This window comes from Sphingomonas faeni (assembly GCF_040407505.1).
GTDB lineage: Bacteria > Pseudomonadota > Alphaproteobacteria > Sphingomonadales > Sphingomonadaceae > Sphingomonas > Sphingomonas faeni_E.
In genome coordinates, this window is the sequence record NZ_JAPZPQ010000001.1 from 356,016 (window position 1) to 372,282 (window position 16,267).

Annotated in this window: 16 protein-coding genes and 2 tRNA genes; 11 read left to right on the plus strand and 7 right to left on the minus strand. The window is 64.9% G+C overall.

Features of this window, described 5'->3' with window-relative positions; translation table 11 throughout:
- Positions 1-204: 204 nt before the first annotated feature.
- From O6X71_RS01720 to O6X71_RS01730, 3 genes are all read right to left on the minus strand, one after another.
- Positions 205-711: a retropepsin-like aspartic protease family protein gene (locus tag O6X71_RS01720; RefSeq protein WP_353464183.1), complete on the minus strand. Its 507-nt coding sequence runs from the start codon at positions 709-711 to the stop codon at positions 205-207.
- Between the two features lie 192 nt (positions 712-903).
- The gene (locus tag O6X71_RS01725) at positions 904-1,122 is read right to left on the minus strand and encodes a hypothetical protein (RefSeq protein ID WP_082444012.1); all 219 of its coding nucleotides are present in this window, start codon (positions 1,120-1,122) and stop codon (positions 904-906) included.
- A 2-nt stretch (positions 1,123-1,124) separates the two neighbouring features.
- Positions 1,125-1,280 (minus strand): hypothetical protein, encoded by a 156-nt coding sequence (locus O6X71_RS01730; protein ID WP_168371595.1) that lies wholly within the window; start codon positions 1,278-1,280, stop codon positions 1,125-1,127.
- 109 nt (positions 1,281-1,389) lie between these two features.
- Between O6X71_RS01730 and O6X71_RS01735 the strand changes: the two genes are divergently transcribed.
- From O6X71_RS01735 to clpX, 5 genes are all read left to right on the plus strand, one after another.
- Positions 1,390-1,474 (plus strand) — tRNA-Leu (locus tag O6X71_RS01735).
- A gap of 68 nt (positions 1,475-1,542) precedes the next feature.
- Complete coding sequence (gene tig, locus O6X71_RS01740) at positions 1,543-3,198, plus strand: trigger factor (RefSeq protein ID WP_353464184.1); 1,656 nt, start codon at positions 1,543-1,545, stop codon at positions 3,196-3,198.
- A 270-nt stretch (positions 3,199-3,468) separates the two neighbouring features.
- Positions 3,469-4,395 carry a glycosyltransferase family 2 protein gene (locus O6X71_RS01745; RefSeq protein ID WP_353465037.1) on the plus strand — a complete coding sequence of 309 codons (927 nt, stop codon included), beginning with the start codon at positions 3,469-3,471 and terminating at the stop codon, positions 4,393-4,395.
- A gap of 233 nt (positions 4,396-4,628) precedes the next feature.
- The gene (locus O6X71_RS01750; protein WP_107954964.1) at positions 4,629-5,318 is read left to right on the plus strand and encodes an ATP-dependent Clp protease proteolytic subunit; all 690 of its coding nucleotides are present in this window, start codon (positions 4,629-4,631) and stop codon (positions 5,316-5,318) included.
- Positions 5,319-5,441: 123 nt separating this feature from the next.
- Positions 5,442-6,707 (plus strand): ATP-dependent Clp protease ATP-binding subunit ClpX, encoded by a 1,266-nt coding sequence (clpX, locus tag O6X71_RS01755; RefSeq protein ID WP_056048170.1) that lies wholly within the window; start codon positions 5,442-5,444, stop codon positions 6,705-6,707.
- 210 nt (positions 6,708-6,917) lie between these two features.
- Here the strand turns inward: clpX and O6X71_RS01760 are convergent, their stop codons facing one another.
- On the minus strand, positions 6,918-7,361 hold the full coding sequence (locus O6X71_RS01760; protein WP_353464185.1) for a hypothetical protein: 444 nt from the start codon (positions 7,359-7,361) through the stop codon (positions 6,918-6,920).
- Positions 7,362-7,461: 100 nt separating this feature from the next.
- On the opposite strand from O6X71_RS01760, the gene O6X71_RS01765 reads away from it, so the two are divergent.
- Positions 7,462-8,586, plus strand: a complete 1,125-nt coding sequence (locus tag O6X71_RS01765) for a calcium:proton antiporter (protein ID WP_353464186.1) — start codon at positions 7,462-7,464, stop codon at positions 8,584-8,586.
- Positions 8,587-8,588: 2 nt separating this feature from the next.
- On the opposite strand, the gene O6X71_RS01770 is transcribed toward O6X71_RS01765, so the two are convergent.
- Genes O6X71_RS01770 through O6X71_RS01780 form a run of 3 tightly spaced genes read right to left on the minus strand, consistent with a single transcriptional unit; the run spans position 8,589 to position 11,007 of the window.
- Positions 8,589-8,975, minus strand: a complete 387-nt coding sequence (locus tag O6X71_RS01770) for a c-type cytochrome (RefSeq protein WP_353464187.1) — start codon at positions 8,973-8,975, stop codon at positions 8,589-8,591.
- Positions 8,972-9,226, minus strand: coding sequence for a hypothetical protein (locus O6X71_RS01775; protein ID WP_353464188.1), 255 nt, complete (start codon positions 9,224-9,226; stop codon positions 8,972-8,974). Before O6X71_RS01775 ends, O6X71_RS01770 begins: the two co-directional genes overlap by 4 nt.
- A gap of 56 nt (positions 9,227-9,282) precedes the next feature.
- Positions 9,283-11,007 (minus strand): M1 family metallopeptidase, encoded by a 1,725-nt coding sequence (locus O6X71_RS01780; RefSeq protein WP_353464189.1) that lies wholly within the window; start codon positions 11,005-11,007, stop codon positions 9,283-9,285.
- Between the two features lie 250 nt (positions 11,008-11,257).
- Between O6X71_RS01780 and lon the strand changes: the two genes are divergently transcribed.
- From lon to O6X71_RS01805, 5 genes are all read left to right on the plus strand, one after another.
- Positions 11,258-13,651 carry an endopeptidase La gene (gene lon, locus O6X71_RS01785; protein WP_353464190.1) on the plus strand — a complete coding sequence of 798 codons (2,394 nt, stop codon included), beginning with the start codon at positions 11,258-11,260 and terminating at the stop codon, positions 13,649-13,651.
- Positions 13,652-13,779: 128 nt separating this feature from the next.
- Entirely contained in the window at positions 13,780-14,052 is a 273-nt protein-coding gene (locus tag O6X71_RS01790; RefSeq protein WP_056048186.1) for an HU family DNA-binding protein, read from the plus strand.
- A gap of 67 nt (positions 14,053-14,119) precedes the next feature.
- A tRNA-Val gene (locus O6X71_RS01795) sits at positions 14,120-14,194 on the plus strand.
- A gap of 258 nt (positions 14,195-14,452) precedes the next feature.
- Positions 14,453-15,088: a CerR family C-terminal domain-containing protein gene (locus tag O6X71_RS01800; protein ID WP_435368431.1), complete on the plus strand. Its 636-nt coding sequence runs from the start codon at positions 14,453-14,455 to the stop codon at positions 15,086-15,088.
- Positions 15,085-16,266, plus strand: a complete 1,182-nt coding sequence (locus O6X71_RS01805) for an HlyD family secretion protein (RefSeq protein WP_353464192.1) — start codon at positions 15,085-15,087, stop codon at positions 16,264-16,266. The genes O6X71_RS01800 and O6X71_RS01805 overlap by 4 nt, the downstream gene beginning before the upstream one ends.
- Position 16,267 lies beyond the last annotated feature (1 nt).

Sequence of the window (16,267 nt, forward strand, 5' to 3'; positions counted from 1 at the left end):
CCTGGGCCCCCGCGTTCGCGAGGGAACAGAAGGGGAGCCGTCTCCCAATCGCCACCACCCCGGCGAAGGCCGGGGCCCAGTTGGGGGATGTTGCTGACTGAGGGCGGCGCTTCGTTACTGCGACCTTTCCAACTGGGCCCCGGCCTCCGCCGGGGTGGGGGTGGTTGGGTGGAGTAGGGGAGCAGCTGAGGGCGGGAGGCGGCCTTACGCGTCCACCTGCTGCGGATGATGCGGCACGAGGATCAGCGTGTTCTCCTCCACCCGCCACGACGCGAGGCGCGACAGGAAGTTCATCCCCAGCACGTTGGTCTCGCCGAACGCGGGCGACACCACCACCTGCAAGTCCCGCGCGACGATCGCGCCGAGACGCAAACTCGCGATCTTCCCCGTCTTCGCCGCGATCGAGCCGTTGGCGGTCTGCAAGACGATCGGCACCACGCCGATCCGCGCCTCGACCCCCGCAGCCTCCGCCGTCTTCTCCGAAATAGCGGTAATCGTCGCGCCGCTGTCGATCAGCAGCCGCTGGCTCACTCCGTCGATCGTCGCCCGTGCCCAGAAGTGCCCATCCGGTGACATCCGGATCCGGACCTCGCCGCCGACCACCTGTTGGTCCTCGATCTTCAGGAACCGCGCGATCTTGCCGACATAGGGATCGAACTGGCGCCGCTGGTCGATCGCGACGAACAGCAGTCCGACGAGGACAAGCGTCATCGCCAGATTGACGAGCGTTCGGATGCTCGGGATGCGCTGCGCCAGGATCAGCAGCGATACGGCGAGCCCGAGCGCGATATAGAGGCTCTGATGCTCGGCGAAGGTAGGAATCGTGGGGATGATCGGGTCCTGATTGGCGGGGGTGGTATCGTATAGATAGCCATCCCCGCCTGTATGGTTGCTGACGCGAGCTTACTGCGCGTCGTTGTCCTGGTTCTTTACGACCCCACCGGTGCCGCCGACGCCGTCGGGCAGGCCGCTGTCCGTGAACGTCTCGGGCTCGTCGCCGCCTTCGCCGCGCTCGACCGCGTCGGAACGCGACTCAACCGCCTGTTCGATATCGCTGCGGGTATCCTCGTCACGATCCTCGGGGAGCGTTTCAGGGTTCGTGCCGGAATGCGGATCGCTCACGCTCAAAACTCCGGCTGGACGGGCGCGGGATCGTTCGACGGCGTTCCCGGTGCTGGCACGTCGATATCCGGCGCGGGCGGATTGAACTCGGGCGGCGGCGCGGTCGGCTCGACGGGCGACGTCGGGGTCGGGAACTCTGCCGGGGGTTGGGTAGCCATGATGTCTCTCCTTCTGGATGTTCAACGCCTGTAATCAGCGGGAGTTGCCTATGTGCTTGCCCCCGCATGCATCGTTGGTATAGACGCGCCCGCTACGGCGATGTCCTGTGCGGGCGTGGCGGAACTGGTAGACGCGCTTGGTTTAGGTCCAAGTATCGCAAGATGTGGGGGTTCGAGTCCCTTCGCCCGCACCAGCCCGCCGCGCAGGCGAGGCGACCGCCCGAAGAATTATCCTGAATGCTCTTTTAGACAAAGGCCGGACATGCAGACTGTCGAGACGTTGAACGAGGGCCTCAAGCGCGCCTTTACGCTCACCATCACCGCGAAGGATATCGATGCCAAGGTCGATGTCGAGCTGAAGCGCCTCGCGCCGCAGATGAAGATGCCGGGCTTCCGTCCGGGAAAGGTGCCGGCGAACCTCATCCGCAAGATGCACGGCCCGGCGCTGACGCAGGACGCGCTGAACGCGGCGATCCAGGAGAGCGTCCAGACGCTCGTCGCCGAGAAGCAGCTTCGCCCCGCGATGCAGCCTTCGGTCGAGCTGGAAGACGGCTATGACCTCGGCAAGGATGCCGTCGTCAAGGTCGAGATGGAGGTCCTCCCGCAGGTTCCCGCACCCGCGATCGACGGCATCAAGCTCGAGCGCCTGACCGTGCCCGTCGCCGACGACGCGGTCACCGAGCAACTGCAGAAGTTTGCCGACCAGCAGAAGAAGTGGGACGACGCAGCCGACGATTACGTCGCGGCGATGGGCGATCTCGTCACCGTCGATTTCGTTGGCAAGACCGCCGACGGCGTTGCGTTCGAGGGCGGCACCGGCACCGACATGGGCGTCGAGCTCGGCGCGGGTCGTCTGATCCCGGGCTTCGAGGATCAGCTCGTCGGCGTAAGGACCGGTGACGACAAGGTCCTCAACGTGACCTTCCCCGAGGAGTATCAGGAGAAGTCGCTCGCAGGCCAGCCCGCGACGTTCGACATCACCGTCAAGTCGGTGAAGACCGCGGGCGAGAGCAAGATCGACGAGGATCTGGCGAAGTCGCTGGGTCTCGAGAGCCTCGAGCAGCTCACGGGCCTGCTCAAGGGGCAGATCGAGCAGGAGCATAACGGTCTCACGCGCACGCACATGAAGCGCAAGCTGCTGGACCAGCTCGCCGAGGGTCACGACTTCGAAGTGCCTCCGTCGATGGTCGAAGCCGAGTTCAACCAGATCTGGTCGCAGCTCCAGCATGAAGCCACGCACGAGGCCGATCCCGAGGCCGCGATGGCCGAGATGGAAGGCGAGCGCGACGATTACCGCAAGATCGCCGAGCGTCGCGTGCGCCTCGGCCTGCTCCTGTCCGAGATCGGCCAGGCGAACGGCGTCGAGGTTTCGAACCAGGAAATGCAGCGTCTGCTGGCACAGGCAGCGCAGCAATATCCCGCGGAGCAGCGCCAGCAGTTCATGCAGTACGTCCAGCAGGAGCCGATGGCGGCTGCCCAGCTGCGCGCGCCGCTGTACGAGGACAAGGTCGTCGACTTCCTGTTCGAGAAGGCCGAGATCATCGACCGCGAAGCGACGCGCGAGGAGCTTGAGGCTGCGATCGAGAGCGAGGACGGTTTCGCCAGCGGCACGCACACGCACGATCACGACAACCACAAGCCGAAGAAGAAGGCCGCGGCCAAGAAGGCCAAGCCAGCTTCGGACGAGGCTGCTTCGGTTGACGCCGTGACCGACGAGGCAGCTGCTTCGGACGCGACGGACGAGGCCAAGCCTGCGAAGAAGGCGCCTGCCAAGAAGAAGGCGGCTCCTGTCGAAGCGGAGACCGCCGTGACGGAGTCGTCGCCGGTCGCTGCCGAGAACGCAGAGGGCACCGAAGCTGCTGACGCACCGGCAAAGAAGCCGCGCGCGAAGAAGGCTCCGACCAAGACCGAGGCGTAAGCTTCGCCTCCGTCATGCGGGGCGCGTTCCGGCATCCACCGTTCCGCACACTCTCAACCCGAAGAGCATGCGGAACGGTGGACCCCGGAACAGGTCCGGGGTGACGGGTGGGGGGGAATCGGTAAGAAATTGTTTCCCCGCGAAGGCGGGGACCCAGACTGGGCTCCCGCCTTCGCGGGAGAACAAGGAAGTGAAGAGGCGTCCGTGCCCGAGGTGTTCAGCCTGAAGGCGCCGTACGTCGATCGTGGCGTCTCCATGCAGGGACAGGGCATGACCGAACCAAGAATCGCCGTCCTGCTCCCGTGCTATAACGAGGAAGCCGCGATCGCGCAGACGATCGCGGGGTTCCGCAACGCACTGCCGAACGCTACCATCTACGTCTACGACAACAACAGCGCCGACCGAACGATAGAGGTCGCGCGCGCCGCCGGCGCGGTCGTCCGAACCGAGCGCATCCAGGGCAAGGGCGCCGTCGTCCGCCGGATGTTCGCGGACATCGACGCCGACATCTACGTGATGGCTGACGGCGACGCGACCTACGACGCTGCCTCCGCGCCGGCGCTAGTGAAGCGCGTCCTCGACGAGCAACTCGACATGGTCGTCGGCTCGCGCATCAGCCAGGTCCAGGAAAGCTATCGCCGGGGCCACCGCTTCGGCAACGCGCTGCTCACCGGTATGCTCGCGCGTCTGTTCGGCCGCAGCTTCACCGACATCCTCTCGGGCTACCGCGTCTTCTCGCGCCGGTTCGTGAAGAGCTTCCCGTCGCTGTCGGCCGGGTTCGAGATCGAAACCGAGATCAGCGTGCACGCGCTCGAACTCAAGATGCCGATCGGCGAGGTCGAGACGCCCTATTACGCGCGTCCCGAAGGCTCCGAATCGAAGCTCAGCACCTACGGCGACGGCTGGCGCATCCTGCGCACGATCATGACGCTCTACCGGATCGAGCGCCCGCTCTGGTTCTTCGGCGCGATCGGTAGCGTCTTCGGCCTGCTCGCGTTGATCCTCGGCATCCCGCTGGTGCTCACCTACATCGAGATCCACCAGGTCCCCCGCTTCCCGACTGCGATCCTGATCACCGGCCTCGGCATATTCGCCGCGCTCAACGTCTTCACCGGCCTGATCCTGGACACGGTCGTCCGCGGCCGCCGAGAGGTCCGAAGGCTGGCCTACCTCGCATACCCAGCTCCGGGCATCTGACTCCCTCGCCCCGTCGGGGAGAGGGAAGGAGGAGCCACTTGGCGACGGGAGGGTTAGGGGTGGTTGGCGGATCGCAACGTCCCCTCACCCTCCCACCCGCAAGTGCGTGCGGGCCCCTCCCTCTCCCCGGAGGGGCGAGGGCAAGCAGTCCCCGAGGCGAGGGCAGGGAGGGCTTGAACTCCCCTCCCGGACCGCCGATGTTAGCGGTTCACTGGGGCATAAGAGAGATTTCCATGCACAATCCGTTCGAGACCGGCGATTTCGCGAGCCCGTTGGCCAGCGCCGGGCTCGGCCTGCAGCAGACGCAAGCAGGCCTGGTTCCCATCGTCATCGAGCAGTCGAACCGCGGCGAGCGTTCGTTCGACATCTTCTCGCGCCTGCTCCGCGAGCGCATCATCTTCGTGACCGGCGGCGTCGAGGACGGCATGGCCTCGCTGATCACCGCCCAGCTGCTCTTCCTCGAGTCCGAGAATCCGAAGAAGGACATCTTCATGTACATCAACTCGCCGGGCGGCGTCGTCACGGCGGGCATGGCGATCCACGACACGATGCGGTACATCCGTCCGCGCGTCGGCACCGTCTGCATCGGTCAGGCCGCGTCGATGGGAAGCTTCCTGCTCGCGAGCGGTGAGCCCGGCATGCGCGTCGCGATGACCAACGCACGCATCATGATCCATCAGCCATCGGGTGGTGCACAGGGCATGGCCAGCGACATCGAGATCCAGGCACGCGAGATCCTGCGCATCCGCAAGCGCATGAACGAGCTGTATTCGCAGTATACCGGCCAGCCGATCGAAGAGATCGAACGCCGGATGGACCGCGATACGTTCCTCGAAGCGAACGAAGCGAAGGATTTCGGGCTGATCGACGAGGTGTTCGACAAGCGCCCGGCGGTATCCGAGGATGGTGCGAAACCCGCTTGAACGATACTGGCATGGGGTGAATCGTAAACCCCGCCGGTTTATTTGATTGTAGGAACTCCGGGGTGCGTTACGGTAGCGGCCCCGGAAACGGCACGTGCACCGACATGCGCGAGAGGTGATTGAATGACGAAGCTGAGCGGTGGCGACTCGAAGAGCACCCTCTATTGCTCGTTCTGCGGGAAGTCGCAGCACGAGGTCCGCAAGTTGATCGCCGGGCCGACGGTCTTCATCTGCGACGAGTGCGTCGAGCTATGCAACGATATCATCCGTGAGGAGACGAAGTCGGCTTTGGTGTCCAAGAAGGACGGCGGCGTGCCGACTCCGCAGGAGATCTGCGACGTCCTCGACGATTACGTGATCGGCCAGAAGCGCGCCAAGCGCGTGCTGTCGGTGGCGGTGCACAATCATTACAAGCGGCTCAACCACGGCGCCAAGGGTGCCGATGTCGAGCTGTCCAAGTCGAACATCCTGCTCGTCGGGCCGACCGGTTGCGGCAAGACGCTGCTCGCGCAGACGCTCGCCCGCATCCTCGACGTTCCGTTCACGATGGCCGATGCGACGACGCTGACCGAAGCGGGTTACGTCGGCGAGGACGTCGAAAACATCATCCTCAAGTTGCTCCAGGCGTCCGACTACAACGTCGAGCGGGCACAGCGCGGGATCGTCTATATCGACGAGATCGACAAGATTTCGCGCAAGGCCGAGAACCCCTCGATTACGCGCGACGTATCGGGCGAGGGCGTGCAGCAGGCGTTGCTCAAGCTGATGGAAGGCACGACCGCGTCGGTGCCGCCACAGGGTGGGCGCAAACATCCGCAGCAGGAATTCCTGCAGGTGGATACGACCAACATCCTGTTCATCTGCGGCGGTGCGTTCTCGGGTCTCGAGAAGATCATCGGCGATCGCCTGCAGGGCAAGTCGATCGGTTTCGGCGCGTATGTCGCAGGACCCGACGAGCGCAAGACGGGCGAGACGCTGAAGTCGGTCGAGCCCGAGGATCTGCTGAAGTTCGGTCTGATCCCCGAGTTCGTCGGTCGTCTGCCGGTGATCGCGACGCTTGAGGATCTCGACGTCGACGCGCTGGTGAAGATCCTGAAGGAGCCGAAGAACGCGCTGGTCAAGCAGTACCAGAAGCTGTTCGAGATGGAGGACGTCGCGCTCGGCTTCACCGACGACGCGCTGGTCTCGGTCGCCAAGAAGGGCATCGAACGCAAGACCGGCGCGCGCGGGCTTCGCTCGATCCTCGAGAGCATCCTGCTTGACACGATGTTCGACCTGCCCGGCATGGACGGCGTCGACGAGGTGATGATCGACAAGGACGTGATCGAAGGCCGCAAGGAACCGATCCGCGTCTATGCGGAGAAGAAGAAGACCGGCGACGCTGCTTAAGGCGGAACGGGTTTGAGATACGGGAGAGGGCGTCGAGCGATCGGCGCCCTTTTTCGTTTGGGGCATACGCGCCCGAAAACCCTCGTCCGTCATCCTGACGAAAGTCAGGATCCAGAGCCGCGAAGATCAGCCCGCTGTAACCCTGGATCCTGACTTTCGTCAGGATGACGGACCAGGGTAGGGCAGCGCGTGTCGGCTCGATCTACAAAGTCAGCAGCCGAACCCGCTCCAGATCCTTGGGACGTCCGAACAGCCTGAGCATCTCGGCGATTCAGCACGGTCAGGCACATAAACTACGGACCCTTCGACGAGGACAGACACGCGCGTCCGGGGCAGCACTTCCGTCCACCCTGCGCCCGCCGCAACATGAAACCCCGCCATGATCTCGACGACCAAGGGCGGCGTCTCCCACCTTGTGAACAGCGTCGACCGAAACAGCGAACTCGCGCCACCCACGATCGGAACGACGCCGAGCCGGTCTATCAGTCGCCGGGCATCTCCCACGCTCATCAGCACGTCGACATCGCCAACCGCGATCGGCGCTCCCCCGTGAAGAGCCACCGCCGCGCTGGAAATGACCCACCACGGGTCCTGCGTATCCCGCATCGCATTGGCGGTCATGGCGAGCGTTTCGCGGAGATCGGCGGGCAACATTCGATCACCCTACGCGATCGTCACCGCGCCGCAATTGCCCCGACTCGGACCCTTATCGCCCTTCGCGCATTCGTTATCCAAGCGGAACAAGGGAGACTGCATGACCACCGAAGTGGCCGACCGACCGAATGAAGCAACAGTTGAGACGATGCCGGACCGCCTGGCGCTGCCGATCTGGACGCTGATCGCGCCGGGCCTAGGCCTTGTCGCCGTCCTCGTCGGGCTCGCCAAGATGAGCACGCTAGGCACCGCCGCCGCCGTCTTCGTCCTGATCGGCAGCGTGCTCGCCGCAGTCCATCATGCCGAGGTCATCGCGCACAAGGTCGGCGAGCCGTTCGGGACGCTCGTCCTCGCGATCGCGGTTACCGTGATCGAGGTGTCGCTGATCGTATCGCTGATGCTCTCCAACGCTGGCGACGCCACCACGCTCGCGCGCGACACGGTATTCGCGGCGATCATGATCATCCTCAACTTTATCATCGGCATCTGCCTGCTCGCGGGCGCGGTGCGGCATCATGAGCAGCGGTTCACGCTGAAGGGCATGACCGCAGCGCTCGGCGTGCTCGCGGCGATGGCGGTGCTGTCGCTGATCCTGCCGAACTATACCTCGTCGACGCAGGGCCCGACCTACGCGTCGTCGCAGCTGATCTTCGTCGCGGTCGTATCGCTGATCCTCTACGGCACGTTCGTGCTGGTCCAGACGGTGCGTCACCGCGATTATTTCCTGCCGTCGACCGACGACAAGGACGATCACGCTGCGCCGCCATCGGGTCGTGCTACGGGAATCGCCTTCGCTGCGCTGCTCGTCGCGCTAGTCTCGGTCGTGCTCCTCGCGAAGACCCTGTCGCCGACGATTGAGGCAGCGGTGCTCGGTGCCGGCTTGCCGCTGACCGTGGTCGGTGTCGTGATCGCCGCGCTTGTGCTCGCGCCGGAAAGTCTGGCGGCTTACAAGTCGGCACGGCGCAACCGGTTGCAGACCAGCCTCAACCTTGCGTTAGGCTCCGCGCTGGCGACAATCGGCCTGACTATCCCGAGCGTGGCGATCGTGTCGCTGGTGCTCGACCTGCCACTCGCGCTCGGCATCGACGCGAAGAGCATGACGCTGTTGGCTCTGTCGCTGTTCGTGGCGACGCTGTCGCTCGGCACTGGGCGGACGACGGTGTTGCAAGGAGTCGTCCACCTCGTGATCTTCGCCGCCTATCTGTTCACGACGGTGGTGCCGTAAGCTCAGGGGCCTTGCGTCGATAGGTAGGCGATGACGTCGGCGCGGTCCTTCGAGTCAGGCAAACCTGCGAAGGCCATCGTCGTGCCGGGCACCATCTTGCGCGGGTTGGTGAGCCAGGCGTCCATGCGCTTGGCATCCCAGTTGCCGCCAAGCGCCTTCAGTCCTGCGGTGTACGAGAAGCGCGGGCGGCGCTCGCCGATCGGGCCGCCCATAACGCCGTAGAGGTTCGGCCCATCGGTATCGCCCGCATATTGCCCGATCGTGTGGCAGGCGGTGCAGCGGCGAAAGACGCGTTCGCCGCTGGCGACCTGGCTGGTCGTGCCGGCGTCGGGGCTCGAACCGCAGCCGGCGAGCGCCAGTGCCAGCAGGGGCCACCGCGGCAGGGTCATCGCTTCTGGCGTGCGGCCAAGGCGAGACCGGCGGCGATCTGCATGACGGCGTAGAGGCGACGGCGGCCGGGCCGGTCGACGAATGGCTGTACCAGCTTCTCGGTCCCGAGCGCATCGTCTTTCCAGAGATCGACGTGGCGGCGGGGTTGTAGGAGGCCGATCAAGCCGTCGCCGACCATGAAGATCGCCGCCATCTCTGCCGCGCGCGATCCCCAGATGTTCTCCTGCGCACGCAGGAGTCCCGGAGTCACGGGCGTCGTCTCCTGGGACCCTGGGCCCCCGCCTTCGCGGGGGAACGGTGGAGAGGTCATTGGGGCTTGGCCTTTGCAGCTTGCGCGGCTTTCCAGGCGGCCACGTCTTCCAGTGCGATACTACGCCGCAGGACCAGCGCATCCGGATCGATCACGACGTGCGCGCCCGCCGGGACCGACAAGCTCGCCTTCCCCCCAGTCATCGGCAAAGTCCGCGTCTTCCCATCGACCTGCACCTGCACCGGAAGCGGGAACGGGCCGTTCCCCGGCACTTTCCAAACCAAACCCAGCGTATTCCCAGTCCGCGTCTCGACTAGCTCGGGCAGCGCCGCCTGCCGGAGATACACGTCGAAGAACCACGCATAGTCCTTACCCGTCACCTTTCGGACGAGCCCCTCATATTCCTTCGTCGACCCGAACCGCGGCGCGAAATTGCCCGGCTTCGGATCCGCGCGCCCGTACACCGCCAGCCGTGTCACGTCGAAGAACGCCTTGTCGCCGATCAGCGCCCGCAGCGTGTGGAGCATCCACGAGCCCTTGTAGTAGATGTCCTGCCCCGCACCGCCCTTGTCGATCTCGTACACCTCCTCCTCGGTGGTGACGCGCTGCTGCGTGATCGGCTTGAGGTTCATGATCGAGGTGCGTTCGCCCTGCATCATCGCGGCATAGCGCGCGCGCCCCTCGCGCCACTGGCCATAGAGCGGCTGCATGTACGTGCCATACCCCTCGTGCAGCCAGTAATCGTCCCAGTTCGCGGCGGTCAGCTGATTGCCGAACCACTCATGCGCGAACTCGTGCTGGAACAACCAGTCGAATCCCTCCGGCGCCTTCGCGTATTCGTTGCCGTACGCGTTGATCGTCTGGTGCTCCATGCCCTTGTGCGGCGTCTCGACCACGCCGAGCTTTTCGTCGCCGAACGGGTAGGGGCCGATCATGCTTTCGAAGAAATCGAGCGTCGGCGCGAACTCGGCGAACAGCTTCTCCGCCTGCACCTTCTCGCCCGGCAGGTACCAGTAATACATCGGGATGCTGTTGCCGAAGCGGCTCTTGTACGCGCCGCTGATCTCCTCATACGGCCCGACGTTCAGCGCGATACCGTAGGTGTTGGGGTGCTTGGCGCGCCAGTTCCAGGTCGTCCGGCCGTCCGCGAGCGTATCGACACCGAGCAGCACGCCGTTGGAGGGCGCCTTCAGCCCCTTGGGCACGGTGATGTGCAGCGTCACCAGTGCGGGCTCGCCGGTCGGGAAATCGAGGCACGGCCAGAACAGGTCGCAGCCATAGCCTTCCGCGGTCGTCGCGAACCACGTGCGGCCGTCGGGCGTCTTCGACCAGACCATCCCGTCGTCCCACGGCGCCTTCACCGCGACGTGCGGCGTGCCGCCATAGGTGATCTTCGCGGTGACCTTGCCGCCGGCTGGGACGGGCTTTGGCAGCGTGATCGTCAGCCGACCTTCGGGATTGCTCCACGCCGAAGGTGCAAGCGGAACGCCGTCGATCGCGATCGCGCTGACCGGTAGATTGCGGTCGAGGTCGATCGGCAGGCGGGTGAGGGGGGCCTTCGCAGTAAAGGTGAGCGTTGCCACGCCATTCAGGCTCTCCGTCTCGGGCAGCACCTCGAACGCCAGATCCGCGCTGTCGAACCGTAGCGCGGTCTGCTCGTGGGTGAGCACCCCACCCGAACGCTGCGTCTGCACGGTAATCGCGGGCTCGCCCTTTTTCGGAAGCGGCGCGGCGGCGAGGAGCGCGGTGGCGCTGGCGGCGAGGAGAAAACGCGAGATCATGCCGCGTTCTCGCGCTTGGGCGGCTCGCATACAAGTGCGATCCGGCACCGCCCGTTCTCCTGCGAACGCAGGAGCCCAGGATCGCGAATACCGCCGCCCGTTACCCTGGACTCCTGCGTTCGCAGGAGAACGGCTGGCGCTTGGGCAACGCGCCAAAACCCCTAACCGCCGCCAACCAATTGATGGACGGTTCATCCTCACCATATAAGCTGTAGATTATGCCCCCATGCAGGCACCCACCGGAGCGTTCATGACCCAGTACCCCGTCCTTCCCCTTCGCGACATCGTCGTGTTCCCGCACATGATCGTGCCGCTGTTCGTCGGCCGCGATAAGTCCGTTGCCGCGCTCGAAGCGGCAATGGCGGCGGACAAGGAGATCTATCTCGTCGCGCAGGTCGACCCGGCGGAGGACGATCCCTCGCGCGACGACTTGTATTCGATGGGCGTCACCGCGACCGTGCTCCAGCTTCTGAAGCTGCCCGACGGCACCGTCCGCGTGCTGGTCGAGGGCAAGGGCCGCGCCACTCTAGAGACGCTGGACGAAACCGGCGACTTCTTGACCGCCACGGTCGAGCCCGTCGCCGATGCCGAAGTCGAGGGTGCCGAAGTCACGGCGTTGATGCGCTCGGTCGTCGACCAGTTCGAGAATTACGCCAAGCTCAACCGCAAGCTCGCGTCCGAGACCGCTGTCCAGATGTCGGAGATCGAGGACGCGTCGAAGCTTTCCGATGCGGTCGTCGCGAACATCGCGATCAAGGTTGCCGAGAAGCAGGCGATGCTGGTCGAGACCAACCCGTCGAAGCGTCTCGAGATGGCGATGATCGCGATGGAGGGCGAGTTGGGCGTCCTGCAGGTCGAGAAGAAGATCAAGAGCCGCGTCAAGCGTCAGATGGAGAAGACGCAGCGCGAATATTACCTCAATGAGCAGTTGAAGGCGATTCAGCGCGAACTCGGCAACGAGGACGGCGAAGGCGAAGGCGACGAGATCGCTGAGCTGACGCAGAAGATCGCGACGCTCAAGATGAGCAAGGAGGCACGCGGCAAGGCGACGTCGGAGCTGAAGAAGCTCAAGACGATGGCGCCGATGAGCGCCGAGGCGACCGTCGTGCGCAATTATCTCGACGTGCTGCTCGGGCTGCCGTGGGGCAAGAAGTCGAAGATCAAGAAGGACATCGCCGCCGCGCAGGTGACGCTGGACGAGGATCATTACGCGCTCGAGAAGGTCAAGGACCGGATCGTCGAGTATCTCGCGGTGCAGGCGCGCACCAACAAGCTGAAGGGCCCGATCCTGTGCCTCGTCGGTCCTCCGGGCGTCGGCAAGACCTCGCTTGGCAAGTCGATCGCCAAGGCGACCGGGCGCGAGTTCATCCGCCAGTCGCTCGGCGGCGTGCGTGACGAAGCCGAGATTCGCGGCCATCGTCGCACCTATATCGGCTCGCTGCCGGGCAAGATCGTGACGAACCTCAAAAAGGCCGGCACGTCGAACCCGCTGTTCCTGCTCGACGAGATCGACAAGCTCGGCCAGGATTTCCGCGGCGATCCGGCGTCGGCACTGCTCGAGGTGCTCGACCCGGAGCAGAACGGCAAGTTCCAGGATCATTATCTGGAGGTCGATATTGACCTGTCGGACGTGATGTTCGTCTGCACCGCCAACTCGCTCAACCTGCCGCAGGCGCTGCTCGACCGCATGGAGATCATCCGTCTGGAGGGCTATACCGAGGACGAGAAGGTCGAGATCGCCGAGCGCCATCTGGTGGAAAAGCAGATCGAGGCGCACGGCCTGAAGCCGGGTGAGTTCACGCTGACGCAGGAAGGGCTTCGTACGCTCATCCAGCAATACACGCGCGAGGCCGGCGTGCGTACGCTGGAGCGCGAGATCGCCAAGCTGTGCCGCAAGGCGCTGCGCCAGATCCTCGAGAACAAGACCACCAGCGTCACGATCACGCCCGAGAACATCGGCGAATATGCCGGCGTGCAGAAGTATCGCCATGGCCTCGGCGAGACCGAGAACCAGATCGGCGCGGTCACCGGCCTCGCCTGGACCGAAGTCGGCGGCGAGTTGCTCACGATCGAGAGCGTGACCGTCGCGGGCAAGGGGCAAGCCAAGCTCACCGGTACGCTCGGCGACGTGATGAAGGAGTCGATCGAGACCGCGTTCAGCTATGTGAAGGCGCGTGCGCCGAGCTACGGGATCAAGCCGAGCCTGTTCGCGCGGAAGGATATCCATATCCATCTGCCCGAGGGTGCGGTGCCGAAGGATGGTCCGTCGGCGGGTATCGGCATGGTCACGTCGATCGTCTCGACGTTGACCGGCGTGCCGATCCGCCGCGAGGTGGCGATGACCGGCGAGGTGACGCTGCGTGGTCGCGTGCTGCCGATCGGTGGCCTCAAGGAGAAGCTGCTCGCGGCGTTGCGCGGGGGCATCGAGACGGTGCTGATCCCGGCCGAGAACGAGAAGGACCTCGCGGAGATCCCGGCGAACATCAAGGCGGGGCTCAAGATTATCCCCGTTTCGCATGTCGACGAGGTGCTTCGCCTGGCGCTGACCGAGCCGCTCGAAGCGATCGAGTGGACCGATGCGGACGAGCTGGCGGCGCTGCCGCCGGCACCGATCGCGCCGGTCGGGGGTGGCCTTCACCACTGATCCATGTTTGGATCGTAAGCGACAATACGGCGGTTTCGTTTGACAGCAGACGGGGCCGCCGCATTATTGCGCGCTGATTGCGGTCGCGAGTCCATCGTGGCCGATTAGAGTTTTTCCCGGGGGATTATATGAACAAGCAGGAGCTGATCGCGACGGTTGCCGATACGTCCGGTCTGGTAAAAGCCGATGCGGTCAAGGCGGTCGAGGCGGTGTTCGACGCGATCGAGGCATCGTTGAAGAAGGGCGACGAGGTTCGCCTGGTCGGTTTCGGCACGTTCTCGATCTCGAAGCGCAAGGCATCGACCGGCCGCAATCCCCGTACCGGCGAGCCGATGACGATCAAGGCCTCGACGCAGCCCAAGTTCAAGGCTGGCAAGGGCCTGAAGGACGCGGTCAACTAGGACCGGTGTCGATAGGGCTGGACAGGTGGACGGGGTCTGCCTAAAGGCCCGCTTCCGAACGAGTTTCGGGCGCGTAGCTCAGTGGTAGAGCACACCCTTCACACGGGTGGGGTCGCTGGTTCAATCCCAGCCGCGCCCACCAGATTTACGCCGGCTCCTTCGCACGAAGGGGCCGGCGTTGCTGTTTCTGGGGAAACGGATTGGCCAATTCTCAGCCCCTCCGTCATGCCGGGCTTGTTCCGGCATCCACCGTTCCACATACCCGACGGCATTGAGTTTGCGGCACCGTGGACCCCGGAACGAGTCCGGGGTGACGGAAGCTACAGAGATCGTCACCCTCAAACACAACATGACAGCTTCTTCATTAGGCTGGTTCGTTCGATCGAACTAAATGCCGCCCGTGGTCCAGTCACGACTCCTAGACATCGCGATAAGCGAATTCGGCAGCAAGGGGCTGGAGGGGGCGAGCACGCGCGCGATCGCTGCGGCGGCGGGTACGGCGATGTCGTCGATCACCTATCATTACGGCGGTAAGGACGGGCTGTACCTCGCTGCGGCGGATCGGATCGCCGAGCGCATGTCCGCGATGATGACCGAGCCGTTCGACGTACCCGCCGGGGTCGTCGAGGACGCCGCCGCAGCGCGTACCCGGATCCACCGGATATTCGCGCGGCTCGCGGACAAGATGGCGAGCGACGAGAACGCCGACTGGACGCTGTTCATCCTGCGCGAGCAGATGAAACCCGGGGCGGCGTTCGAGCGGATCTATGGCGGCGTGATGGGGCAGATGATCGAGACGCTTGCCGATCTCGTCGCCACCGCGACCGGCTGCACCAGCCCGCGCGTCGCGCGGATCACGACGATCACGTTGATGGGGCAGGTCCTCGCGCTACGATCGAGCCGCGCGACCTTCCTCAAACTGCTCGGGCGCGATGTGCTCGAACCCAACGACATCCTCGATATCAAGGCGCGTATCGACGCCAATATCGACGCCATTCTCGATTCGATGCGTGCTGAAGAACAGGGCCAGGCATGACCGACCAGACGAACCACTCCGACGCCAACCACGACGACGAGGATCGCAAGGACGATCCGAACGGCGAGGACCAGCAGTCCGATACCGACCAGCAGGACGAGTCCGACGACGACAAGGACGACGGGGACAACAAGAAGCCGTCGGTCTTCAAGAAGCCGCTGTTCTGGATCATCCTCGTCATCGTCGTCGGCGGGCTGATCATCGGCGGGGTGCTCTACTGGCTGCATGCGCGGCAGTTCGAGTCGACCGACGACGCGTTCGTCGACACGCACATCGTCCGCCTCGCACCACAGGTCGCGGGGACGCTGATCCAGGTCGCCGACATCGACAACCGCCACGTCGAGGCGGGCCGCCTGCTCGCGGTCATCAAGGCATCCGGCCGCGACGCGCAGGTCGCCGAGGCGCAGGCAAACGAATCGCAGGCCCGCGCGCAGTTCGCGCAGGCGCAGGCGCAGGTCACCGCTGCGGAGGCGCAACGCCAGCAGGCTGCGGCACAGGCGCGCGTGCCGATGGCGGCGGCGGTAAAGGCCCAGCAGGATCTGGCACGCTACGAGGCGTTGCTGCGGCTCGATCCGAGCGCGGTCGCCGGTCAGCAGCTCGATCAGGCGCGCGCCACCGCTCGCCAGACCGCCGCCGATGCCGCCGCCGCCCGCGAGCAGATCGACACAGCCACCGCCCAGATCAGCGTCGCCAGGAAGCAGGTCGGCGCGGCCAAGTCGGTGATCGACGCCCGTCGCGCGCAGGTCGACCAGGCGAACGTCACGATCGGCGATCTCCGCCTGACCGCGCCGGTCGCAGGGCAGGTCGTCAACCGCTCGGTCAACGTCGGCTCCTATGTCGCGCCCGGCACGCAGCTGATGGCGATCGTCCCCGACACAATGTGGGTGACGGCCAACTTCAAGGAAACGCAGCTCACGCTGATGAAGATCGGCCAGCCCGTCGACATCCATGTCGACGCGTATCCCGGCGTCGATTTCAAGGGTCATGTCGACTCGATCCAGCGCGGCGCCGGCCAGGCGTTCGCTCTGCTGCCCCCGCAGAACGCGACCGGCAACTACGTGAAGGTGGTCCAGCGCGTGCCGGTGCGAATCGTGTTCGATGTCCAGAATGGGCCTGATCCGAAGCGGTATCCGATCGGTCCCGGCATGTCGGTGGTGCCGACCGTCAAGGTCCGCTGAG